Source organism: Sphingomonas sp. So64.6b, from assembly GCF_014171475.1.
Classification (GTDB): domain Bacteria; phylum Pseudomonadota; class Alphaproteobacteria; order Sphingomonadales; family Sphingomonadaceae; genus Sphingomonas; species Sphingomonas alpina_A.
Genome location: NZ_CP048817.1, coordinates 471,611 through 494,161, shown reverse-complemented (window position 1 = coordinate 494,161; position 22,551 = coordinate 471,611). Strand labels below are relative to the sequence as shown.

General features: G+C 62.5%; 17 protein-coding genes and 1 pseudogene. 3 read left to right on the top strand and 15 right to left on the bottom strand.

Translation table 11 applies throughout. The features are described 5' to 3' along the window. Positions 1 to 157: 157 nt before the first annotated feature. The 9 genes from cobA to G4G27_RS02245 all read right to left on the bottom strand — a co-directional run bounded on the left by cobA (position 158) and on the right by G4G27_RS02245 (position 11,359). Complete coding sequence (cobA, locus tag G4G27_RS02285; protein ID WP_183111731.1) at positions 158 to 934, bottom strand: uroporphyrinogen-III C-methyltransferase; 777 nt, start codon at positions 932 to 934, stop codon at positions 158 to 160. Next, positions 927 to 3,536, bottom strand: a complete 2,610-nt coding sequence (locus tag G4G27_RS02280; protein WP_183111729.1) for a nitrate reductase — start codon at positions 3,534 to 3,536, stop codon at positions 927 to 929. The genes cobA and G4G27_RS02280 overlap by 8 nt, the downstream gene beginning before the upstream one ends. Beyond that, complete coding sequence (nirD, locus tag G4G27_RS02275; protein ID WP_183111728.1) at positions 3,533 to 3,877, bottom strand: nitrite reductase small subunit NirD; 345 nt, start codon at positions 3,875 to 3,877, stop codon at positions 3,533 to 3,535. The genes G4G27_RS02280 and nirD overlap by 4 nt, the downstream gene beginning before the upstream one ends. Beyond that, the gene (gene nirB / locus G4G27_RS02270) at positions 3,874 to 6,330 is read right to left on the bottom strand and encodes a nitrite reductase large subunit NirB (protein ID WP_244624517.1); all 2,457 of its coding nucleotides are present in this window, start codon (positions 6,328 to 6,330) and stop codon (positions 3,874 to 3,876) included. The genes nirD and nirB overlap by 4 nt, the downstream gene beginning before the upstream one ends. Beyond that, positions 6,327 to 7,544, bottom strand: coding sequence for an alginate export family protein (locus G4G27_RS02265; RefSeq protein ID WP_183111724.1), 1,218 nt, complete (start codon positions 7,542 to 7,544; stop codon positions 6,327 to 6,329). Before G4G27_RS02265 ends, nirB begins: the two co-directional genes overlap by 4 nt. Next, entirely contained in the window at positions 7,544 to 8,788 is a 1,245-nt protein-coding gene (locus G4G27_RS02260; RefSeq protein ID WP_183113562.1) for a nitrate/nitrite transporter, read from the bottom strand. The genes G4G27_RS02265 and G4G27_RS02260 overlap by 1 nt, the downstream gene beginning before the upstream one ends. 250 nt (positions 8,789 to 9,038) lie before the next feature. Continuing rightward, the gene (locus tag G4G27_RS02255) at positions 9,039 to 10,256 is read right to left on the bottom strand and encodes an ABC transporter substrate-binding protein (RefSeq protein WP_183111722.1); all 1,218 of its coding nucleotides are present in this window, start codon (positions 10,254 to 10,256) and stop codon (positions 9,039 to 9,041) included. Beyond that, the gene (locus G4G27_RS02250; RefSeq protein ID WP_183111720.1) at positions 10,253 to 10,831 is read right to left on the bottom strand and encodes an ANTAR domain-containing protein; all 579 of its coding nucleotides are present in this window, start codon (positions 10,829 to 10,831) and stop codon (positions 10,253 to 10,255) included. Before G4G27_RS02250 ends, G4G27_RS02255 begins: the two co-directional genes overlap by 4 nt. 51 nt (positions 10,832 to 10,882) lie before the next feature. Next, positions 10,883 to 11,359: a hypothetical protein gene (locus G4G27_RS02245; RefSeq protein WP_183111718.1), complete on the bottom strand. Its 477-nt coding sequence runs from the start codon at positions 11,357 to 11,359 to the stop codon at positions 10,883 to 10,885. Positions 11,360 to 11,707: 348 nt separating this feature from the next. On the opposite strand from G4G27_RS02245, the gene G4G27_RS02240 reads away from it, so the two are divergent. Both G4G27_RS02240 and G4G27_RS02235 read left to right on the top strand, forming a co-directional pair. Then, positions 11,708 to 12,877 carry a site-specific integrase gene (locus G4G27_RS02240; protein ID WP_183111716.1) on the top strand — a complete coding sequence of 390 codons (1,170 nt, stop codon included), beginning with the start codon at positions 11,708 to 11,710 and terminating at the stop codon, positions 12,875 to 12,877. A gap of 158 nt (positions 12,878 to 13,035) precedes the next feature. Further along, positions 13,036 to 13,881 (top strand): annotated as a pseudogene (locus tag G4G27_RS02235) (IS3 family transposase); the annotation flags it as partial. Positions 13,882 to 14,114: 233 nt separating this feature from the next. On the opposite strand, the gene G4G27_RS02230 reads toward G4G27_RS02235, so the two are convergent. The 4 genes from G4G27_RS02230 to G4G27_RS02215 form a co-directional block, all read right to left on the bottom strand. Then, complete coding sequence (locus G4G27_RS02230) at positions 14,115 to 15,251, bottom strand: hypothetical protein (RefSeq protein WP_183111714.1); 1,137 nt, start codon at positions 15,249 to 15,251, stop codon at positions 14,115 to 14,117. Continuing rightward, complete coding sequence (locus G4G27_RS02225; RefSeq protein WP_183111712.1) at positions 15,244 to 17,097, bottom strand: hypothetical protein; 1,854 nt, start codon at positions 17,095 to 17,097, stop codon at positions 15,244 to 15,246. The genes G4G27_RS02230 and G4G27_RS02225 overlap by 8 nt, the downstream gene beginning before the upstream one ends. A gap of 58 nt (positions 17,098 to 17,155) precedes the next feature. Continuing rightward, the gene (locus G4G27_RS02220; RefSeq protein WP_183111711.1) at positions 17,156 to 18,403 is read right to left on the bottom strand and encodes a hypothetical protein; all 1,248 of its coding nucleotides are present in this window, start codon (positions 18,401 to 18,403) and stop codon (positions 17,156 to 17,158) included. 95 nt (positions 18,404 to 18,498) lie between these two features. Next, positions 18,499 to 18,888: a helix-turn-helix transcriptional regulator gene (locus G4G27_RS02215; protein WP_183111709.1), complete on the bottom strand. Its 390-nt coding sequence runs from the start codon at positions 18,886 to 18,888 to the stop codon at positions 18,499 to 18,501. Between the two features lie 50 nt (positions 18,889 to 18,938). On the opposite strand from G4G27_RS02215, the gene G4G27_RS02210 reads away from it, so the two are divergent. After that, positions 18,939 to 19,433 (top strand): NADAR family protein, encoded by a 495-nt coding sequence (locus G4G27_RS02210; RefSeq protein ID WP_183111707.1) that lies wholly within the window; start codon positions 18,939 to 18,941, stop codon positions 19,431 to 19,433. Between the two features lie 10 nt (positions 19,434 to 19,443). Here the strand turns inward: G4G27_RS02210 and G4G27_RS02205 are convergent, their stop codons facing one another. Both G4G27_RS02205 and G4G27_RS02200 read right to left on the bottom strand, forming a co-directional pair. Then, positions 19,444 to 20,367: a PfkB family carbohydrate kinase gene (locus G4G27_RS02205; protein WP_183111705.1), complete on the bottom strand. Its 924-nt coding sequence runs from the start codon at positions 20,365 to 20,367 to the stop codon at positions 19,444 to 19,446. A 23-nt stretch (positions 20,368 to 20,390) separates the two neighbouring features. After that, positions 20,391 to 22,346: a hypothetical protein gene (locus tag G4G27_RS02200; protein WP_183111703.1), complete on the bottom strand. Its 1,956-nt coding sequence runs from the start codon at positions 22,344 to 22,346 to the stop codon at positions 20,391 to 20,393. Positions 22,347 to 22,551 lie beyond the last annotated feature (205 nt).

Sequence of the window (22,551 nt, the reverse complement as noted above, 5' to 3'; positions counted from 1 at the left end):
TATTAGTTCTTATAAATCAATAGTTTAATCAGAAATAAGCGAGCTTTGAGGACACGGCTCGCGGCTTGCGCCAGAACAACGCGTTCCGCGCCGAGCGGCGCCAGAGTCTCCGTCATGCGACGCAAGTCGATGCCTTCGGGCGCGCGACAAAGGCAGATCAGCCAAGTCGTGCCGCCGCCATCCTGGCCAAATCCGCCACCGGCTGTGCCCGCACCGCTTCGCCGATCAGGATCAGCGCGGGGCCGGCATCTGGTGTCCGGTCGATCGCCAGCGCGAGCAAGTCGAGCCGGGTGTGGAGCAGGCATTCGCCGGGCAGGCTGACATCACTCGCAACCAGCACCGGCGTTGTTGAAGCGAGCCCATGCGCGATCAGATGCTGGCAGATTTCGGGGGCTGCGGCGCGGCCCATATAGAATGCGAGCGTTGCCGTTGGATCGGCCAATGCTGCCCAATCGAGATCCAGCGTTTCGCCGGCGCGGGCGTGAGCGGTGACGAAGCGTAGCTGCCGCGCGGAGCCGCGCAATGTCAGCGAAAGGCCGGCACTTGCCGCCGCCGCGCTGGCCGCAGTGATGCCCGGGCAGACGCGGACGCGGATGCCGTGCCGGACAAGCGCGGTGATCTCCTCCGTCGAGCGGCCGAAGATCGACGGGTCGCCCCCTTTCAGCCGCACGACCCGTTCGCCCGATACAGCGGCCTCGACCAGCATCGCATCGATCACCGCCTGGGTCCGCGAATGCCGCCCTGCCCGCTTGCCCACCGAAACGCGCACGACATGATCCGGGATCAGGTCGAGTATGCCCGGGCCGACCAGTGCGTCGTAAAAGACGATGGTCGCCGCCGCGATCAGTCGTTCGGCCTTGCGTGTCAGCAGGTCGGGATCACCGGGGCCGGCACCGACCAGCCAGACGTCACGCGGGGCGATCAGGTCATCCATGAGCGTGATCCCTTTGCGTTTCCAACAAGGCGGCGATGGCCGGCCGGCACGACCCGCAATTGGTGCCCGCGTTCAGCGCCGCGCCAACCGCTTCGACATTGACCAGCGACTTTTCGGTGATCGCCCGCACAATCGTGTTCATGCCGATATCGAAACAGACACAGACGATCGGGCCGCGATCCGGCGCAGGGGTGGCGGGGCGGCCGGCGAGCAACTCCATCGGCGACGGATCGGGTGCGCCCAGTTGATCGACCAGCCATTCGCGCGACGGCAGCATTGCGCTGCGCGAGACGAACAAGGCCGCGTGCAACACCCCGCGCACCAACACCGCAGAGCGCACGACGCCGCGCCGCGCGTCGATCATCTCGGCGCGTTCGCCGGGCGGCAACAATGCGGTAAGCTCCGCCGGGTCGCCTTGCCCGGCCAGTTCGGTCAACCAGCCATGCGCGGTGCGGATGTGTGTCCAATAAGCGCAATCGGGCCGGGCCGGCCGATCGCGCGTGATCAGAAAGCCGGTCCAGTCGGGTTTATAGGCGCTGACCGTCACCGGCGTATTCTTGAAACCGGGCTGACCGGACACCGGATCGCGGTCCCGTCCGGGCAACAGGCCAGTGCGGCCACCCGCGCTGGTCTGGTCGGTCCAATGGATCGGCGCGAACAGCTCGCGGCGGCGCTGGTCGGGTGTGCTGGCGACCCGGAAAATACTCGTGCCCTGCGCCGTCTCGACTCGCGCCAGCCCGCCATCGACCAGCCCGAAGCGCTGCACGGTATCGGGGTGGATTTCGATCAGCGGCTCGCGACGGTGCTGCGACAATTTGGCCGACAATCCGGTGCGGGTCATGGTGTGCCACTGATCGCGGTAGCGCCCGGTATTGAGCCGCAACGGGAAGGCGCGGCTGTGGCCGGCGCGCGGCACGTAGCGCACCGGCACCATCCGCGCCTTGCCATCGGCGGTCGGATAGACACCCGCGGCGAAAGGCGAAGCGCCGCCCCATTGGAACGGCGCCATCACGGCATAGTCCGCGTCGTCGATCGTCGCCCGGTCGGAGATATCGAGGACGCGGCTCCCGTCATTCTCGAAGCCCGTTTGCGCGGCGAATTCGCGGAAGATGCTGACCGCATCGGGGTAGTCGAAACCGACGAAACCCATGCGCTGCGCCACTTCGGCGATCGCCCACCAATCGGCGCGCGCTTCACCCGGTGGGGCGATAAAACCGCGCTGGCGCGAGACGCGACGTTCCGAATTGGTCACGGTGCCGTCTTTTTCACCCCAGGCGAGCGCGGGCAGTTTCACACTGGCATAGAAACCCGTGTCGGTCGTCGCGATGCAATCGGACACCACGACGAACGGGCAATTGGCCAGCGCGACCCGCGCCATGCGCGCATCCGGCATCGATACGGCGGGGTTGGTCGCCATGATCCACACTGCCTTGATCTTGCCCTTGGCCATCGCGTCGAACATGTCGATCGCCTTCAGGCCGGGCCCGGGGCACATGGTCGGTGATTGCCAGAAGCGCTGGGCGCGATCGCGCTCCGCGTCGCTGAACCCCATATGCGCGGCGAGCATCGAGGCGAGCCCGCCGACTTCGCGCCCACCCATCGCATTGGGCTGACCGGTGATGCTGAATGGCCCGGCGCCGGGTTTGCCGATACGGCCAGTCGCGAGGTGGACGTTAATGATCGCATTGGCCTTGTCGGTGCCGCTGGTAGATTGATTGACCCCTTGGCTGAACAGCGTGACGGTGCGCGGATGATCGATGAACAGGTCGTAAAACGCCTGCAGATCGACAGGCGAAATATCGCAGATGCCAGCGGTATCGGACCTGACAACCATGTCCCAGAAACCATCGGGCACGTTGACATGATCGGAGAGGTATCGCCCATCGAGCCGCCAGCTCGCTTTCAATTCGGCGAGCAGGCCGTTGAACAGCGCGATATCCGTGTCGGGCGCGATGGCGAGGTGAAGGTCGGCGGCCTGTGCGGTTTCGGTTCGCCGCGGATCGATCACGACCAGCTTCGTGCCGCGCGCCGCTCTCGCCGCCTCGATACGCTGCCAGACCACCGGATGGCACCAAGCGGTGTTCGATCCGACCAGGATGATCAGGTCGGCGGTGTCGAGGTCATCATAACTGCACGGCACGACGTCCTCGCCGAACGCGCGAACATGCGCGGCAACCGCGCTGGCCATGCACAGCCGCGAATTGGTGTCGATATTGGCGGTGCCGATAAAGCCTTTCATCAGCTTGTTGGCGACGTAGTAATCCTCGGTCAGCATCTGGCCCGATGCATAAAAGGCAACACTGTCGGGGCCATATTCGGCGATCGTGCTGGCGAAGCGGCTGGCAACGAGATCTAACGCCTCGTGCCAGCCGGCCCTCTCCGAACCGATCATCGGGTGCAGCAGCCGCCCATCGAGCCCGATCGTCTCGCCAAGATGCGTGCCCTTCGAACACAATTTGCCGCGATTGGCCGGGTGATCGGCATCCCCGGCGATCGTGATGGCGCGTCCCGCGCCGGGCGTGGCGACGCGCCCGGCAACCGGCGTGGCGAGAACGCCGCAGCCGACGCCGCAATAAGGACAGGTGGTCCTGACCGAGGTCAAACGACCCCCGCCAGCGCCGCTGCCCGCCCGATCAGGATGCGGCCGCCATCGATCTTGACCGGGATCGTCGGCACGCAGCCCTTGTCCTCACCCAGCGCCTCGCCGGTGACCAGCGAGATGCGCCAATTGTGCAGCGGGCAAGTCACCGTCGTATCATGGACGATCCCCTGGCTCAGCGGCCCTGCCTTGTGCGGGCAGGCATTGACCAACGCATAGACATCGCCATTGGCTGTATGGAAAATCGCGATCTCCCGCCCGCCCTTGACCGGCAAGGTCCGCGCACCGAGCGCGGGAAGCTGATCGACCGGCCCGATATCGAGCCATTCGCCATGGATCGTCATGCCGGCACCATCGGGCGGATTTCCGCGAGATGCTGGTGGAGCTTGTAATCCTCACCGGCCGCGCGTTTGGCCCATGGATCGTCCTGCATGAAGCTCTGCGAATAGAGGAAGCGCGCGCGCAACGCCTCGCGCCCGGTGGCGTCCTCGACGATCCGTTGCTTGATATAATCGACGCCGACACGCTCGACCCACGGCGCGGTACGATCGAGATAGCGCGCTTCCTCGCGGTAGAGCTGGATGAAGGCGGCGCAGTAATCGAGCGCTTCCTGTTCGGTCGCGACCTTGCACAGGAAATCGGTGCCGCGCAGCTTGATGCCGCCATTGCCCCCGATCGACAGCTCGTAGCCGCTGTCGACGCAGATCACGCCGAAATCCTTGATCGTCGCCTCGGCGCAATTGCGCGGGCAGCCACTGACCGCGATCTTGAACTTGTGCGGCATGAAACTGCCCCAGGTCATTTTTTCGGTCAGGATGCCGAGGCCGGTCGAATCCTGCGTGCCGAAGCGGCACCATTCCGACCCGACACAGGTCTTCACCGTGCGCAGCGCCTTGGCATAGGCATGGCCGCTGACCATCCCGGCGGCGTTGAGGTCAGCCCACACTGCGGGCAGATCCTCTTTCCTGATCCCGAAGATGTCGAGCCGCTGGCCACCGGTCACCTTGACCATCCGCGCCTGATATTTCTCCGCGACATCGGCGATCGCGCGCAGCTCCCTGGGGTTGGTGACCCCGCCCCACATGCGTGGCACGACCGAATAGGTACCGTCCTTCTGGATATTGGCGTGCATGCGTTCGTTGACGAAGCGCGACTGATTGTCGTCGACGAACTCGCCCGGCCAGGCGCAGAGCAGATAGTAATTGAGCGCTGGGCGGCAGGAGGAACAGCCGTCGGGCGTTGTCCAGTGCAATTCCTGCATCACCTGCGGGATCGCTTTCAGCGACTTTTCGATGATCAGGCGACGGACATCCTCATGGGTGAAGCTGGTGCATTTGCACACGGTTGGCGCGGTGCGCTCGCCGGCAAAACTATCGCCCAGTGTGAGGCTCAGCAGTCCTTCCACCAGCCCGGTGCATGATCCGCATGAGGCCGATGCCTTGGTACAGGCGCGCACCGCGTCGAGCGTTTCCGCACCGCCGGCGATCGCGGCGACCACCCTGCCCTTGTTGACCCCATTGCAGCCGCAGATTTCGGCGTCGTCCGCCATTGCCGCGACTGCCGCATTAGGGTTTGCCGATGCCCCTCCTCCCGAAGCAAAGGCCTGACCGAAGATCAGCGCGTCGCGGATCTCGGCGACATCCTCCTGCCGCTTGAGCAGGTCGAAATACCAATTGCCGTCCTGCGTATCGCCATAGAGCACCGCGCCGACCACGCGGTCGTCCTTGACCACGACGCGTTTGTAGATGCCGCGCGACGCATCGCGCATGACGATGTCCTCGCATCCGTCGCCGCCGGAGAAATCACCGGCCGAGAAGACGTCGATGCCGGAGACCTTGAGCTTGGTAGAGGTGACCGAGCCGGTATAACCGCTGGGCGTCGCGACCAGCCCGTCGGCGAGGCTGCGGCACATCTCCCATAACGGCGCGACCAGGCCGTAAACCAGGCCGTTATGTTCGACGCATTCGCCGACCGCGATGATATTGGCGTCGGAGGTGACGAGGTGATCGTCGACATGAATGCCGCGCCCGATCGCCAGTCCGGCATCGCGCGCCAGCTTCACATTGGGGCGGATGCCGACCGCCATGACCACCAGCGTGCACGGAATGTCGCGCCCGTCCTTCAACCGCACGCCCTCGACCTTGCCCATGCCGTAGATTTCGGCGGTGTCGGCGCCGGTCAGGATCACCTGGCCCCGCGCCTCCAGCGCTTCTTTCAGCAACCAGCCCGCCGCCTCATCAAGCTGCCGTTCCATCAAGGTCGGCATCAGGTGCAGCACCGTCACCTTCATGCCGCGCAGCGACAGGCCGTGCGCCGCCTCCAGCCCGAGCAGGCCGCCGCCGATGACCACTGCGTCGCCGCCATGATCCGCGGCGCGCAGCATCGCGCCGACATCGTCCATGTCACGGAAGGTGACGACGCCCTGCAGGTCATGTCCCGGACATGGGATGATGAACGGATCGGAGCCGGTGGCGAGCAAGAGCTTGTCGTAGCTTTCGACCCTGCCCGAGCGGGCGGTGACGGTCTGGATCTTGCGGTCGATCGCCACCACCGGATCACCCGCGATGAGATTGATCGCATTGTCCGCATACCAGCCATGATCGTTGATCACGATGTCGTCGAACGACTTGTCGCCCGCCAGCAATGGCGAGAGCATGATGCGGTTATAGTTCACGCGCGGTTCGGCACCGAAGATCGTGATGCGGTATTTCCCGGCGTCGCGCGCGAGGATTTCCTCAACCGCGCGGCAGCCGGCCATGCCATTGCCGACGACAACGAGGTGCGGCTTCACCGTCATATTGCCCACTCCAGGGAGAGCCATAATTTGCTGGTATCGGTCGCGAAACGGTCCGCATCGTAATCGGCATATTTGACCAATGCGGTGTAGCGGCCGCGTTTCAGCGATGCCTGAACGTCGATCTCATCGCCATAATGCTGGCCGAGCCGGTCGCTGTCGAAACGATGATAGGCAGCGGTGAGAGCGATCGCATCGAACGGCCCCTGCTTCTTCCAGCCATAACCGACCGATCCATAGGCATCGCGCAGACCATTCGGCGGAGTGACGAGGAACTTGTCGGCCCAGCCATTGAATTTGTGCAGCGTGGCGAGCGGCGTCTGGAAGCTGGTCAGGGTGAGGCCATTGTCCGCGCCGAGCACCTCATACCCGCCGCCAACCTTGAACGCCTTCACGTCGAGTGCGACATCCGCCGCATAATAGCTTGCGGCATAACGGTTGGGGTTGCGGGCATAGTCGCTTTGCCGCGCATAGCTGGCGACGTAGTTTAGCTTGATGGTTTTAGACAGCGGCAGCGCGCCGGCAAAACGCGCGCCATAGGTCTGGCTGCTGTTGCCCAGCACCAGCGGCCTGTCCTGGTCAATCAGATAGGCAAAGCCAGTCAGCGTGCCCAACCGGGCCTTGTAAGCGAGCGTCGCGAAGATATTGTCGCCGCCGATCCCCTGATAGCGCGCCAGCCCGAACCGGTTGCCGCCATCGATCCCCCAAATGGTGCGGGTATCCCAGGCATAGGTAACATCGGCCTTGAGGTTTTTGATCCCCGACCATTCGACTCGCGCGGCATCGAACGTCTGTTCATTGTCGCGCCAGCCGACCGATCCAACGAAGCGCTGGTCATCAAGGTTGATGCGCTGACGCCCCACGGTAACGATCGTGGCGGGCAGGCCGCGATACTGGAGCTGTAGCCGATTGAGTTCGACATTCTGCGGATCGGGAACGATCGGGTAGCGGGTCTTGCCGTTCAGCCCGCTATTATAGGCCGGGTTGATTGCCAGCACCGCTTCGCTTTCGGCGAGCAGCGTGAAGTCGCCCGATATCGCCTCAAACCCGGCGCGGATCCGTGCCGTGACCGCGTCGGCGTCGCTGGGCAGCGGCGCCTGATCGACATGCTCGTAGCGCAGCCGCGCGTCGACGATCGGTTTCAGGACAAGTGGGTCGGCAAGGGCTGGCGTCGAGACCAGCCCGGCTACCAGCATTGGCAGGATCGCGGTGCGCATCAGATCCGCACCCCGTCGAGTGCCGCGCCCCAGGTCGAGCGCCAGCGCTGCTTGACGATCGACAATCCGACCAGCGCGACGAACGCCAGCCCGGCGAAGATCAGGAAGCCGGTCGAGGTGCTGCCGGTCAATTGTTTGGCGAAACCGAGCGACGAGGCGAGGTAGAAACCACCGACGCCGCCGCCGAAACCGACCAGCCCGGTCATCACGCCGATCTCGCTGCGAAAGCGCTGCGGCACGAGCTGGAACACGGCACCATTGCCGGCGCCCAACGTCGCCATGACCAACAGGAACAATGCCAGAGTCAGTACGATCGACGCCGGTGCAGTGCTGATCGCCACGAGGGTTACACCGGCCAGCGCATAAACCCCGGTCAGCGTCCTGATCCCGCCGATCTTGTCAGCCAAGGCACCGCCAAAGGGGCGTACCAGCGATCCGGCAAATACCGCGGCGGCGGTGCAGTATCCGGCAGCCACCGGGGTCAAAGCGAAACGGTCGGTGAAATAGATCGAGAGGCTGGCCGACAGGCCGACAAATCCGCCGAACGTCACGCCATAGAACAGCATGAACCACCAGGCGTCGCGTTCCTTGAGTACCGCGAGATATGCCGTGACCGGCTTGGGCGCGGGCTGGCTCGGCGAATCCTTCGCCGCGATCTGATAATAGACCAGTACCGCCGTCAGCGGGATCACCGCCAGGCCGAACACCGCGTTCCAGCCGAACAGCTTGGCCAGCACCGGCGCGAACAATGCGGCGAGCACGGTGCCGGAATTGCCCATCCCGGCAATGCCCATCGCCTTGCCCTGATGTTCGGGCGGATACCAGCGGCTGGCGAGCGGCAGCGCGACCGCAAAACTCGCCCCGGCAAAGCCCAGCACGACACCGACCGCAAGCGTGCCGCCATAGCTGTTGATGCCCAGCGCCCAGGCCGTCGTCAGGCCGCCGATCACGATCACCTGCCCGATCGTACCGGTTCTTTTGGGGCCGATGCGATCGACCAGCACGCCGTTGACCAGCCGCAGGATCGCCCCGGCCAATGTGGGGACGGCGACCATCAATCCTTTCTGCGCGGGCGTCAGGCCGAGGTCGCTCGCGATGATCGGCGCGAGCGGGCCGAGCAACACCCACACCATGAAGGCGAGATCGAAATAGAGAAAAGCCGCGATCAGGGTCGGGCGATGGCCGGCCTGCCAGAAGCCGCCGTCTTTCGCCTTTGTCCCATTTTTCGTCTGTATCGGTGCCATCACTGGGTCGAGCGGACTTCCATCGAGCCCCCGCTCCAGCGTCGCCTGCAACTGCGTCATCGTCCCGATCCCCTTCGAGCAAACGCAAAAAAGCCGCCGCGACGACCGTTTTGCGAAACGGTGCCGGACGGCGACTTTGCCAAATTTTCGGTGATGCCGGGTGCTACCTCGTTGCAGCGATCCAGCGGTCGGATACAAAGCTGACGGCTATGGCGGCACGATGCAAGAGTTTTTTTGCAGTGCAGCGCAATTAGCGCTGCCTGACCTCCCTAAGATACTGATCCAGCGCGTCCGGATCGAAACTGCGCGCATCGAAAAAGCGGTCGGCACCGAGGATCAGCCGCCCCTGTGTCGTACCCACGCCTAGTGATTCGGCGATACCGCCTTCCAGTTTTGAACTCGCCCCCGGCAGCGGCACGCCTAGCGGTCGCAAGGCCGCGCGATAGATATCCGGCCTGAAAACATGCTGCGCCGCATGGTAATCATCGTCGTTGGGCGTCACATGGCCGGCAATGCACATTTGCGCATAGAGCCACGCCGCCTGGCTGACCCAGGGAAAGTTCGCCGCCTCGCGGTGCTGGAACATGAAGTCGGGCACATGAATCGATGCATGACCCCGCGCGAACAATATCTGGTCGGATATGGCGCGTCCGATCAGCGTCGCCGACCCATCGAGATATTCGGGGCGGGCGAGGATCGCCGCGATTTCGTCGAGCCGCGCCGGATCGACGAACGCGATGCCGGCGCGATACAGCGCGCGGATCAGCCTTTGCGTGAGATCGGGGTCCTCCTCCATCCGCGCGGTGCGCATCGCCAGCACCTTCTCCACACCGCGCAGCCAGATTTGCGACGTGACCGCGACGATCACCCCGACGCCGCGGTCGACCGCGACGCTGTTCCACGGCTCGCCCACGCAGATTCCATCGACGTCGCCGCCGGCCAGCGCGTCGGCGGCAAACGGCGGCGCGACGGTCACGATCTCGACATCGCTGTCCGGGTCGATCCCGCAACCGACGAGCCAGTAGCGCAGCATGTAATTATGGCTCGAATAGCGATGCACCACGCCGAAGCGCAGCGGTTTACCCGCCGCCCTTGCCGCGCGGACGATGGCGGCGAGCTTCGCGCCGATCGCCACGACGTCGCCGGGCCCGCCGATCGTCGTGACCTGCGTCGCGAGATCGGGACGTAGCGTAATCGCGTTGCCGTTCAGCCCAAGCACGAACGGCACCGACAGCGGCGTCGCGGGTCGGCCCAGGCCCAATGTGGTGGAGATGGCAAGCGGCGCCAGCAGATGCGCCGCATCGCTATGGCCATAGAGCAGCCGGTCGCACACCGTCGCCCAGCTCATGTCGCGCACCAGCGTCAGGTCGATGTTCTCGGCTTCGGCAAAGCCCAGTTCGTGCGCGAGGATCGGCAGCGCGGCATCGACCAGCGGCAGGAAACCGATGCGGAGGGGCGTGTTGCTCATAAATCCCCCATCAACCGGTCGGCGGTGACGATCGCATCGGCGACATCGCCAATACGCCGCCCGCTATCCATCGCCGCCTTGCGCAGTGCCGCATAGGCGGCAGGTTCGTCGATCCCGCGCTTCTTCATCAACAACGCCTTGGCCTGATCGATCGCACGACGATCGGCCAGCGCACTGCGCGCTTCGTCGAGTTCAGTGCGTAATCTCGAATAAGCGCGAAAGCGGCGAATCGCGAGTTCGAGGATCGGCCGGATCCGCTCTTTCTTGAGACCATCGACCACATAGGCCGAGACCCCCGCATCGATTGCCGCTTCGATCCCCGCGACATCGCTTTGATCGACGAACATCGCCACGGGGCGCGCCATCGCGCGCGAAAGGGCGAACAACTCCTCCAGTTCGTCACGGTGCGGATTGGCCAGATTGATCAGCACGACGTCCGGTGCGAACGCTTCGAGCCTGGCGACAATGCCATGGCGATCGGTGAACAACGCGACGTCGCTCAGGCCCGCATCAAGCAGGCCTTCCTCGATCACCGCCGCGCGCGCGGGGCTTTCGTCGATGATCGCAATCCGCACACGGCCTCCTTTCGCTGCGGCGCAACATACAGTGGCGCGGTGCGGTTACAACTAGCGGGCTACCGGCGCGCCCGGACGCGCATCGCCGAATTCCGGAAAGATGCGCTCGATCTCGGCCTGCAAGTCGCTTGGGCCGGGGAGCAGCCCAAAATGATCCAGCATGCGCTTCACCAGCCGCGCCCTATGAGGGCCTATGCCGGGCATGGTTTCGAGTCCTGGAAAGTCCGGGTCGGCAAGTCGGTCAGACAGATCGCCGAGCGTTCGATATCCCGATGCGGCGAGACGGTGCCGTAGACCATATGGCAGGACGGACTGACTGACCGGCAAATCGCGATCCGTCGCCTGGCGGTTGGTCGAGCGCAGTCGGGTTCGCGCGCCCTTTTCCCGCTTCAGCGTCCGACGAATATGGCTGAGTTGCCCGGAGGTGAGACCGAGCTGACGGCCGATCTGCCGATAGGGAGTGCCCGAAGCGCGCAACTCGCGTGCTTGCTCGAGATTCAGGATCGCCTGTTCAGGCTGGCTTAGCATGAGTGATCCTCTTGGCGGCGAGCCGGATCATTGTCGGCCGGCTCACGACAAGCGCAATGGCGCGCGGAACGTCAGCCGAATTCAAGCTCCGGCCGGTCTCACAAGAACCGATGGGCCCGTGGGGCCAACCTCCATCCGAGCAAAGTGCGAGATTTCAGCAAATCTGTAGGAATGGTGGAGCCGTGGGGGATCGAACTTGCGTCCGCAGCGGTTCGCGGGCGTCCATTTTCTCCTTGTTTACAAGCAGTTTAGGAAAATATAGATTTTAGCTACTCGTTCCGCCTCGCGCGAATTCGCGACATTATGTTGGGACGATTGTTGGGACGATTTTGGCTGCGGGACATAACCATGCTGACCGCTTTGAAAGTTAAACACGCTAAGCCCGGCCTTCACACGGACAGACTCGGCCTCTGTCTTTTGGTGAGGCCTACAGGCGCGCGTTTTTGGATTTTGCGTGTTCAGCACCACGGCAAGCGCCAGGATTTTGGCCTCGGGACAGTGCGAGAGGTCAGCCTTGATGAAGCCCGTCTTGCGGCCCATGAACTTCGTCAGAAGATAAAAAAGGGTCGGCACTTCAGAGAAGCGAGCGAGACTGCCTCAGCGGCACCCAAAAAAGAGAGGCAAGTCCCAACATTCGAGGCTGCAGCGCGCGAATGTTACGATGCTCTAAAGGACGGCTGGCAGGATCGCCGCCGTAGAAACTGGCTCGCGAGCTTCGAGCAGCATGTGTTCCCGATGATAGGTTCCGAGCCGGTAAATGAGATCGATAGCGCAGCAGTTCGTGATGTTCTAGCGCCCATCTGGCTCAAAATTCCTGACACGGCACGTCGGCTACTTCAGCGGATAGCGGCCGTGCTAGATTTTGCGCATGTGAAGCGCTGGCGATCGACTGAGACTTCTCTGCGGACTGTCCGCAAGGGTCTTCCGCGGCAGTCAGATCGCGCAAACCACTACAAAGCGCTGCCTTTCGATGCCGCGCCAAGCCTTGTTCAAAAGCTTGAGGCGGATGTAGCCACAGTCGGCCGAGATACACTTCGATTCCTGATTTATACTGCATGCCGTTCAGGAGAGGCACGTGGCGCGACTTGGGCCGAAATAGATATGGTTACAGGGCTCTGGTCGATTCCTGCTGATCGCATGAAGGCCCGTGAGGCGCACACTGTCCCGCTATCGCCCCAAGCGATTGAAATTTTGCAAAGGCGTTGGAAAGCACGCTTGAGCGATGTCGGACTGATATTCAGCATAAATGGTGAAAAGCCCATCTCAGATATGGGCCTAGCCAAAGTGCTTAGGACTGCAGGGTTGCCCGACGTCACGGTACATGGCTTCCGCAGCACCTTTACGGACTGGGCGGCTGAGAAAACGACATATCCAAAGGAGATTGCCGACAAAGCGTTGGCTCACAGAATTCCGGATCGAGTCGAGGCCGCTTATCGACGAACAGATTTCCTCGACAAACGTCGCCGGCTTATGAAACTCTGGGCCCAATATCTCCATAGGCAAGCTAAAAGCGCGTAAAATTCGTGAGCTGATAGCTCTTCATCAAGTTGGCCTGGTCACCGACAGCCCGCCATCTGAGAATCTAAATTAACTCTGATTTTGGCTGTCAGGGCTTCCACCAGTCTGGGTCGGAAAGCCGCAAGGAAGCTGGCTTCCAGCTAAGTCGATCCGTCACGTTCATCGCGAAGCACCGGGGGATCTGGCCTGAATCGTGGATATGCGAGGCGCTCGGGGTCTCCCGCAGTGGCTTTCACGCCTGGCTGGTGCGTGCGCCCAGTGCCCGCGCCCGTAGCGACGAGGAGTTCGGTGCCAAGGTCCGCGCAAGCTTCATCTCCAGCTATCGCACCTATGGCGCACGGCTTGTCTGGCATGATCTTCTGGCCGAAGGCCTTTCATGCGGGTTGCACCGCGTCGAATGACTGATGCGCGCAATGGTCTCAAGGCTCGCCCCGGCGTCGCGGCCTGCCCAGGGACGAAGGCCAGCGATCGATGATCGCCGGCAACGTGCTCGATCGTCAGTTTACCGCCGATGCGCCGAACCAGAAGTGGGTGGCAGACTTCACCTACATCTGGACGGCCGAAGGGTGGCTATAGGTTGCAGCCGTCATCGACCTGTTCTCACGCCGTGTCGTCGGCTGGTCGATGAGCGATGCGATGACGGCGCAACTCGTCACCGATGCCTTGGTCATGGCGATCTGGCGACGTGGCAGGCCCGACGCCTGCTGCATCACTCGGACCAGGGCAGCCAATATACCAGCGAGCAGTTCCAGCGCCTGATGGCCGACAACGGCGTCACTTGCTCGATGAGCCGTTCAGGCAACGTTTGGGGCAATGCCGCGATGGAGAGCTTCTTCTCCTCGCTCAAGACCGAACGGATCGCGCGCAAAACATACCGTTCTCTCAATCAGGCACGCGCAGATGTGTTCGATTATATCGAGCGCTTCTACAACCCCACACGTAGGCACTCGACCTTGGGCTATCTCAGCCCCATGAACTTCGAGAAGCAGGCTAATGTAGCCTAACCTGGTGTCCGCGGAACCGGGTGCAGCTCAGACAGCCACTTCGACGCGGCGTTCGCGCGCGATGGTCTGGCGACGCTGCTTGGTCATAAACGTGCCAGACTTCATGACCAATCCGTCGCGCGAAGTCCTATGTCAGCTTTGGGATGACGAGCTCCCGGTTTTCGGGCCGCTGGTAACTTAGCTTCGTCGCTAACTGCTCCAAAGTACGATGCACGCCATGGTCAGCGGGCACGTCAAACTTCTTCCCACTCGCCGCGAATCCACATCGAATAGAGCTCGTACGCCGACTGCTCGTCTTGAATCGGATCGCCGTAAACAGCGGTCTCGACATATGGGATGCCAACGTCGAGGCGCTCGCCGGAGACATCACCGAAGCGGTGATCGTAGCATGCGAGCAGCACACCGATCGAGAGGAGTTTGGAGGAAATCGGCGACACGAACGCCTTGCATCCGCCCATCTCTCTGAGTGCCCGCCGGTACCTGTCCATCGCCACGAAGATTTGCTTGTAGGCTTCGAAAGGGTTATATTCGCACGCGAGCAGAATATTGGCCGGCTCGATCTGAAACTCGTCAAACAAGATGGCGCGGTGTTCATCGATGATCTCGTCACCGCGCCGCGGCGCGCGCGACGGAAACGGAATTACCGGGCATATCTCGTCGGGATCGATGAAATCGCGGATCAGGTCGAGCCGCGCCTGCTGACGTTCTCCCAAAACCGGAAACCACACGCGAGGCCAGTTTTCGGTCGTCTGCGACGTGAGTTGCCCCGAAAAACCCACGACCAAAGTCACTTGATCCTGCAGGGTACCTTGGGCAGCGTCATTGTCGGCCGATACGCTCTCCGCTGTAGTCACGTGGAGGTTCACGCTTTTTCCGCCAGCGCGCGCAACGCCATCGAGCTTGGCCAGCAGAACGGCGACGGTTGTCATCGCCACCAGGCGGGGCATCGCGCTGATATCGACGATGAGATCGTCGAAGAGTAGGCAATCGCCCGCCGCCTCGAGCGCAGCCTTGGTGTTGCGTGATGTCGCGGTTTCACCCGCGGTACCCCCAATCGCGATGTCGATGGGTGTTATCGCGGCCGCACCGAACAGCGCGACCAGTCCGTCATAGTTCGCTTGGGTCAAAGCCGATCGTTTGACGCTGTCGTTGAGGCCATTGTCATAGGCGAGTAGCCACACCGCCACATTCGCCCCGACACCCTTCAGCCGCGTCGCGGTTTCGAGAGCGCGCACATCGAACCCGCGCCCCAGGACCAACAGTATGAGCCGGTCCCGCTTCGCGAGGTGGGCACGCCAAAACCCGTCGAACTCGGCATCGCGCGTGAGCGAGTAAGGATCCCAGCGCATGACCGCCTTATCGTCAGACAAGGGTCGCCTCCTTGACCAACGTCTCGGCTTTGGCGCCCTTCTCCTGCCAGTGCATCAACTCCTTGAGCGACTTGGCGCGCCAGCCGCCATAGCCCAACGGAAGTCCGAACTGAACGCACAGCAGGCGATTGAGATAGAAGACGACGAGCGATTTCCCATTGTTCTGATGATCGAGCTTTGGGACGAGCAAATTGTGGGCGACCAGCGACGTCAAGACGTCGCGTAGCGGAATCAAATGGCGGACATCGTCATCCGGGCTATCGATCAGCAAGGCACGATCCTGCATGGTGATCGCAATGCCGGTGACACCTGGGGCATAGGGCGCATTTTCCCTGAAGGTCTGCTGGCGACAATATTCCCCGATCGCTTCGAGCAGGCGCCTGGCCTCGTAACCCCGCGGCAAGCGACGCACCAAACCCTCCCAGCGCGACGCGGCCACCTTGCGGATCAGGGAGTCCTGACGCTCCGGCGATAGCGGCATCGGTTGCTCGCGGCGGAACCGGATCTTTGCCAGAATTTCCTCGAACAGTTCGCCCGCCACCTCGAGATATTGGTCCACGTTCGACGACGAGACGGCGCTGAGCACCTCCTTGCCGAAATAGATCGGCGCTTCCACTTCAGTGCGGAGAAAGTGTTCGGCGGCGCGCTCCGTCGCGCTGCTTCCGCGTTTTTCGAGCTCCTGGGAGGCCAGTGCGTCGAAATCGAAAGACGATTGCGCGCGCCGCTGATCGCGCGCCACCAATATCTGGGTCGTGCGCCAATGCAGGGCACGATCGAGCGCCGAGCCGGAGCGGCCACGCCCCTCATCCAGCCAATTATCGTACCTGTTGCCGTTGCCATTCGCGTCGCCGATCAGGCGTTCGATCTTCGCGCTCGCCTCATCGAAACGCTCAGACCAGGCTGTCAGGCCGTCATGCTCTTCAATGAGCGTAAAGAAATTCCGGTTCTCGAACCCATCTGCCTTGGCGGCGCGCAGATTGGCAATGGATTCGACGAAGCGCCCGAACACTTTCGCCTTGGATCCGCTCCAGCGGCGCTCGAGCTGGATGATGCCCTCATAGTCGCGGTCCTTCAGCGCTCCTTCCGAAAGCAGGTCGCGGTGGGTGAGCGCTTCAAGGCGTTCGGCGATCCAGACCCCACATTGTTCACGAGCGGCCGTTACAAATTCGATCAGGCTGGTGCGCTGGCCAGGGGCAAGTGTCTGCAACTCGTCGAGCAGCAGAACCCGTTTCACCTCCACCGGCCCTTTCGGATCCCGAATGCGGACATGGGCGAACCATTTAAGACCGTCGAGCCGCGCGTGCCCGCCTTTGACCGGCGGCGTAACGCCAAGATCGTCCATCCGCTCGTAGAAGCCCCGTTCAATCTCTGACGCCCAATTGAACAGGTCGCGGCCATTGGCGCTGGCGGGGATGGTCGCCCCCGATTCCGGCGCCCAATCGAAATGGATCTTGTCGAGGTCTTCGGGATAGGCACGGCCCGCGCGATCGAGGACGGCGCGCAGCGTCGCGATGACGATGCGCGAGTTGACCAGTTCGCGAAAGAGCGCGTTGGCACGGTCGAATCCGGCCATTTCTCTATATTCGCTGGTGAACACTACCATGGTTCCTAGAAGGTCGGGACCCGACGACGTCAAAGCACCGACGTCCCGCAGCGCGTCGCGCGTCTCCTTTACCTGCTGGTCGGTATCGGCAAGCTGATCGGTCAGCCTGAGGGGCCGAGGGGTCAGGAGGCGGAGAAAACTGGTCTTGCCGCCACCAGGCGCGCTGCGGAGGAAGACAAGCCCCCCCCACGGATCGGCGACTTTCTCCATGAGGTCGAGCGCTCCCGCCCCGAAGAGTTGCACGAACTCCTCATCGCTGACGGACCGCTGGGAAGCGCGGATGCGAAACGGGTTTCTCATCCTATTGCAGCTTCCGGTGGCGATCGACCCGGGGGAAGAGCCCCCGCACGGTCGTCTCGTCGGGCGCCCAGATCAGGAAGATCGAGTTGTTCGGGGTGTTGTGGCCAAGCACGACGGGAAGACGGCCTTCGGCATACCCCAGCCGCTTTGATTTTTTGCCAACGGCGCCATGCCGATCGTCGACGTCGGGATCGAAATAGCGATCCTGATTGGCGAGCGCCAGCATCGGCGCATCGCGAACATCGTCGAGGCGTATCTCGGCGCCAAGCCGATGCACCACGTCGAAGAGGATCGAGCCCTTCGAGAATGTCAGGCTCTCCAGCAGCTCCCTGGTGTGCACGATGGCCTGTTCCGACGCGACATATACGACGATCACAAGAGTTACGCCGGCATCCGCGATCGCGGATCCCAGCCCGTCGGCGGCGTCGAGCATGGCGACGATCTTCGGGATCTTGCCATCCCACACGCCGTCGTCATCCCGGCGGATAGCGCTTGTCCCGCTGGCGGAAAAATCGTCGAGCAGCACGACATGTTCGAAGCGCGATTCCTCGTCAGTCGAGTCCCTATCGAGAATCTGACGGAGCGCCGACTTCAGTTTCTTGACCATGTCGCCGGTCTTGCCTTCGGAAACGTCATAGGCGTGGAAGACCTGCTCGTTGGACATATCCTGCGGATTGGCGCGCCTGAACCAGTCCGTCCTCGCGCCGTCGCTCATCCCCAGCACTAGCGTTCGGCGCAAGCGCATTCGATACTCTCGTGTCGCTAAAATCGCTTTGATATGATCCGGATCCACGCCGAGTTCGGCTGCCGTGGCGGCGATGAGCAGCGGCCTGATGATCGTCGGAAAACTGAGTTCGACGAGATGGTTCATCTCGTCCATTGAGATAAAGATCAGCCGGTTGCACACGAAATCATAGGCTGTCCGGCGTTCGCTGCCCGCCGCGAATTGCGCCAGCCACAGCGCAAGGCTCTCAATGAAGCGGCGGCCGGGGGAGAATTGCTGATACTCGTCATATTTATAGCTGGCGAAGCTCTCGAGGCGCGCACGGTGCATCGCCTTTTCCGCATCCGTCCAGCCCATAATCTTCGCGAGAAGATTCTCGGCCAGATCCTTCTTCACGCACCAGCCTCCCCACGCACTTGTCTGCCGGTGCCACCTACCGGCGGTTCGGACCCGCTCTATCCTCCGTAATGCTTGCGCCCCCGCAAGTACCAGCGGCACGTTGGCACGTTGGACAGACGATTGCATCCCGTAATCGACCGTCGACGCGTTGCAGGCGCCGACGCCGCCGTTTCAATTGATCCGTTTTGGCGGCATCCCGCCGGGCTCTGTGGTCTGTTGCCCTATCCGCGCCGCACCTCGGCGACCGCTTCCAGCACGCGGGCAAGTCGATCAGCGCCCTGCGGCGTCCGGTCCCAGATCTTGCGGACGGACTTTTCCAGGCGGGCCCACGCCGCATCGGTGCGGATTTCGGCTGCCGACGCTGCATCCGGCCGAGACGCGCCGCGCACGCCAGACGATGCGGGGCGTGCCGCGATCGGAACTTTCAGCGTTGTGCAGATTCGCACGACACTGTCGCTGATAGTGCGAAAATCGCCGCGGCAAATCCGGGACACTTGGCTTGGATCCACTTTCGCCAGGTCCGCCAAGGCCGCGTTGGTCAGGCTCGAACGCTTCCGAGCCTGCCGGATCCGCCGTTCTAAATCAGTCCTTTCCTTGCGAGTCGGCTTCATGCTAATTTGCATGGTACTGAACGTGCGTATTTGCAACAGGAGGCTGAAAAATGAGCGACGGCGAGATCCGGTTCTATCGGGCAAGCGAGAAGCCGTATGGCGCGTTCAGCAACCTGTATCGGCGTGAGATCGAGTTCGAGGGCGATGTCTATTCGACGAGCGAGCACGCTTATCAGGCTGGCAAGGCGCGCAAGCCCGAGGTGAAGGCCTGGCTGATGGCGGCGCCCTCACCAGCGTTGCTCGCCATGGCGGCACACGGCCTCTATTATTGGGACGTCGTGCCGGGCTGGTCTCAGAGCAAGTTCGATCGCATGCGAGGCGTGCTGCGCGCGAAATTTACGCAGCACCCCGACTTGCGTGAATTGCTGCTATCCACGCAATCGGCACGTCTCGTTGAGGCAGCTACGGTGGACAACGAGGTCAACCGCCTGTGGGGCGAGGTCAACGGCCAAGGTCGGAATATGCTGGGCGAATTGCTAATGGAGCTTCGCGATCAGCTGCGCGGTGAAGCCCGCGAGATCGGCCCAACCCGCAAGGCGGCCTGAGCGGGGGTGCTTATTCGACCTCGCCGCTGAGCACTGACCGAGCATAAGCCGCACCACGTTGGCGGAAGAGGCCTCGTGCGCCGACATAGGCGCAATTCTCCGCCGCGAGCCGTTGCCCGGCCTCGATGCCGGGCACCAACATATCGAGATCAAAGCCGCTCTGGCGCGAAGCGCGATGGGCCAGCAGCCAATCGATCAAGCCTACACTCACCATGTCGCCTGACCCGCAGGTATCGCGCACTTCGGGTGCCGGATAGGAATGGCACCAATGCCGATTGCTTCCCATACGAAGCTCCAGTCCGACCTCACCATAAGTGACGATCGAAATCGCCGTACTCGGAACGCCTTCATTCATGAACCCGTCGAGGCGGTCAGCGGAAAACTTCAGGACGGTAGTCACCGCGACGGCGCGCCGAAACAGGTCCGCGCGCTTCACCTCGGAAGGTTCGAAATAAACGATGGCCCCTGCTCCGGCGGCGGTTTCCATCGCCTCCACGATCGCGTCCGACAAACGGTCGGTATAAAAGATCGCGCAGTTCATTAGCATCGGCCGGGCGTGCTCGACATCCTGCCATTCGATCGGCTCGTAACCAGGCAGTTCCTCGTTCGTCTCGGGGCAGGTGAAAGCGAAGAAATGACTCCCTGACACGGTATCGAGGTGCTGGGCCAAGACCGGTGACCGGCGGTCGCTGCGACGCCGTATGTATCTTGTTTCCGCGCCGGCGCCCTTGAACTCGCCCACGAGCCGGTTGCCGACGTCATCCAGACCAAGATTGAGGACCGGCGCAACGCAGCGGCTCAGCATGGCAAGAGACAGCAGAACGTTACCGCAGGATCCGCCCAGTTCCTCCGACGCGACGGCGCGCAGGTCCGCATAAATGCGGTCCAGCACCGTGAAGCCGGTTCCGACAACGTCGACCGTTTCCGTTGCCATCGTCAAAGGGTTCCGCGAATCATTCATATTCCCATTATTGTACCAATTATGTTCTTATCCGTCGAGCTTATGCGGTCGGTGTCGAAGGTGCCATGCGAATCTTCGACTCGCATCGCCTGCAGTATCGTTGACACTGCGGCCGGTCCTGTGAGCGTGTCTCCGAAGAACGTCCAGCAGCAGTTAAGGCTCCCGCAAACCCTGTCCACGCTGATTCCATAAGCCCCAGAAAGAAGCTCATGGTCGTTGCCGAGCGGTGAACCGCTGTCGCCGATTCCGATCACTTTTGCAGAAGGATCGCCAGCCTGCGCCACCACCGCGTTCACGACCGCAAGCTTGGAGCTGCGCTGCGGCACCAAGTCGAAACTGTGATGGGAGCGCAGCACCTTAACGCGCCCATCGGCTACCTCTGGACAGGCTCGTATCCTTTCCGCAAATCGAGCCGGTTCCGCGAGATGCGCCTGGTTGAGGGCAAGTTGCACCCGGCCTCGTTTCACAGACCTGCCGGCGGACAAAAGGCCCTCGGCTTCGATCCAGTCAGCCACTCCCAGAATATCTGCATCCTGTCGCGGTTGGTCCTCATCGATGTTCACATCAAGCATCCTGAGGTGCCCGCCGTTATAATAGCCGACGGTGACCAAGGCGTGAACGCGTTCCGGCAGTGCTTCGCGCAGCATGTCACCGACCGATCCCCCGCGCCCCGTTGCAATGCCGAGGATCATGCCACCATCGACAAGCCTTACAAGCTCCTCGATCAGCAGGGGATCGGGCCTTTCAAGCCGGGCCTGGGTGGTGACGATCGTGCCATCATAGTCGAGCACGACCCCGCGGAAGCGGGCCTCTCTCAGCCTCTCAATGCGCTCTCGCGCGGTCATGCACACACAGGCGCCCTCATCATCGAGGGGATCGTGCGCCTCTCGTGCCGTTAGCTTGTGCCGCGCAGCTCCCGACAGTTCCATCGACAACCGATCAAGGCTCGCGTCGTCGTAGATTGCTTTTGCGAACTCGCCGCGCCCCGGTTTCCCTGGATCGATACCAGCCGCACTGCCCAGCGAGCGGACGATATGAAGGCCTTGCAACACGCCCACCGCGCACCGGAATCTCCCGGCGGCGCCAAAGTCGAGCTCCCCGACACGCAAGCCGGTCGGCAGCGCCTCGGCAATAGGACGCCACACCGCACGGCTTTCCGCGGCTGTCAGTGCCAGGATGAACATTTGGTTCGGATATTTGGCTGCCCAGACGTGGCGACCATGCGCGAAGTTGCGGAAGTCGGTTCGTTGAACAGGCGCGATCCCGGTTTCCCAAAGCGACGTCTCGACCAGTACGGCTATGGTTCTGACGCGCGGATCGCATAAAAGCAGCAACGTATCCCCGGTTCGAAAACCGAGCATGGCGTTGGCCGCGATCGAATCGGGTGCGAGTAGCTCCCGCGCCGTCTGCGCAAAGGCGTCCGCGAGTGAATTGCCGGACGGCCGCTCGCAGAGCGCATCGCAAGCCAGCAACAATGCCGTGATCATCGCCGTCATCGAATGAGTGGCGAGGAAACCGTCCTTCGGATCGGCCACGGGAAGTACGTAAAGACAGCTTTTGGTGCTCGCCGCCGCCGCGACGGCGGTGGCGCCCGACTGCGATACGGTGACAAGCCGAACCGCCACAGCACCTGACTGCGTCGCAGTGCGGTAGGCGGCGGCGACATCGGGATTGTCAGCGCCTGCGCTGAACAGCCAAATCTCACAGCCGCGACAGCTCTCTCCAGACAAAACGAGTTCCATCGGCGTCATCACGACGGTGCGTCGGAAACCAAGCGTGGCACGACATCTCGCGAGAAATTCAGCAGCAACCGCGGAGCCGCCTGAGCCGACTCCTATCACGGTGCGATCCCGGCCTTCCTGCAGGGCATGCGCCATTTCACCATTGCCGCAGCCACTGACTAGCGTGATCGTCTCGTGGAGACGCGATAACTTATCCGAGAAAATGGTCATCTGCGGACCGTAGCTCGCGACGGACCGAACCGCGACCGATTCCAATCAAGGTCCGTTTCCGTCCCGTCCTGTGGCTCTCAGACTGCCGTCTTCATAACGAGCCTTCGCCCGCAGGTCGTTGGCTGCGGCCGCTACGACCTGAGCACTGGTGGGGCGGCGATCTCAACATCCGCAATCCGCGCGCCCTCCATCCCCTGCCCGACGA

What these genes read in the sequence shown, in the direction of transcription:
- cobA (WP_183111731.1), bottom strand. Translation starts at nt 934, where the DNA reads ATGGATGACCTGATCGCCCCGCGTGACGTCTGGCTGGTCGGTGCCGGC.
- nirD (WP_183111728.1), bottom strand. Translation starts at nt 3,877, where the DNA reads ATGACGATCCATGGCGAATGGCTCGATATCGGGCCGGTCGATCAGCTT.
- nirB (WP_244624517.1), bottom strand. Translation starts at nt 6,330, where the DNA reads ATGACGGTGAAGCCGCACCTCGTTGTCGTCGGCAATGGCATGGCCGGC.
- G4G27_RS02265 (WP_183111724.1), bottom strand. Translation starts at nt 7,544, where the DNA reads ATGCGCACCGCGATCCTGCCAATGCTGGTAGCCGGGCTGGTCTCGACG.
- G4G27_RS02260 (WP_183113562.1), bottom strand. Translation starts at nt 8,788, where the DNA reads ATGGCACCGATACAGACGAAAAATGGGACAAAGGCGAAAGACGGCGGC.
- G4G27_RS02255 (WP_183111722.1), bottom strand. Translation starts at nt 10,256, where the DNA reads ATGAGCAACACGCCCCTCCGCATCGGTTTCCTGCCGCTGGTCGATGCC.
- G4G27_RS02245 (WP_183111718.1), bottom strand. Translation starts at nt 11,359, where the DNA reads ATGCTAAGCCAGCCTGAACAGGCGATCCTGAATCTCGAGCAAGCACGC.
- G4G27_RS02240 (WP_183111716.1), top strand. Translation starts at nt 11,708, where the DNA reads ATGCTGACCGCTTTGAAAGTTAAACACGCTAAGCCCGGCCTTCACACG.
- G4G27_RS02220 (WP_183111711.1), bottom strand. Translation starts at nt 18,403, where the DNA reads ATGCAATCGTCTGTCCAACGTGCCAACGTGCCGCTGGTACTTGCGGGG.
- G4G27_RS02215 (WP_183111709.1), bottom strand. Translation starts at nt 18,888, where the DNA reads ATGAAGCCGACTCGCAAGGAAAGGACTGATTTAGAACGGCGGATCCGG.
- G4G27_RS02210 (WP_183111707.1), top strand. Translation starts at nt 18,939, where the DNA reads ATGAGCGACGGCGAGATCCGGTTCTATCGGGCAAGCGAGAAGCCGTAT.
- G4G27_RS02205 (WP_183111705.1), bottom strand. Translation starts at nt 20,367, where the DNA reads ATGGCAACGGAAACGGTCGACGTTGTCGGAACCGGCTTCACGGTGCTG.
- G4G27_RS02200 (WP_183111703.1), bottom strand. Translation starts at nt 22,346, where the DNA reads ATGACCATTTTCTCGGATAAGTTATCGCGTCTCCACGAGACGATCACG.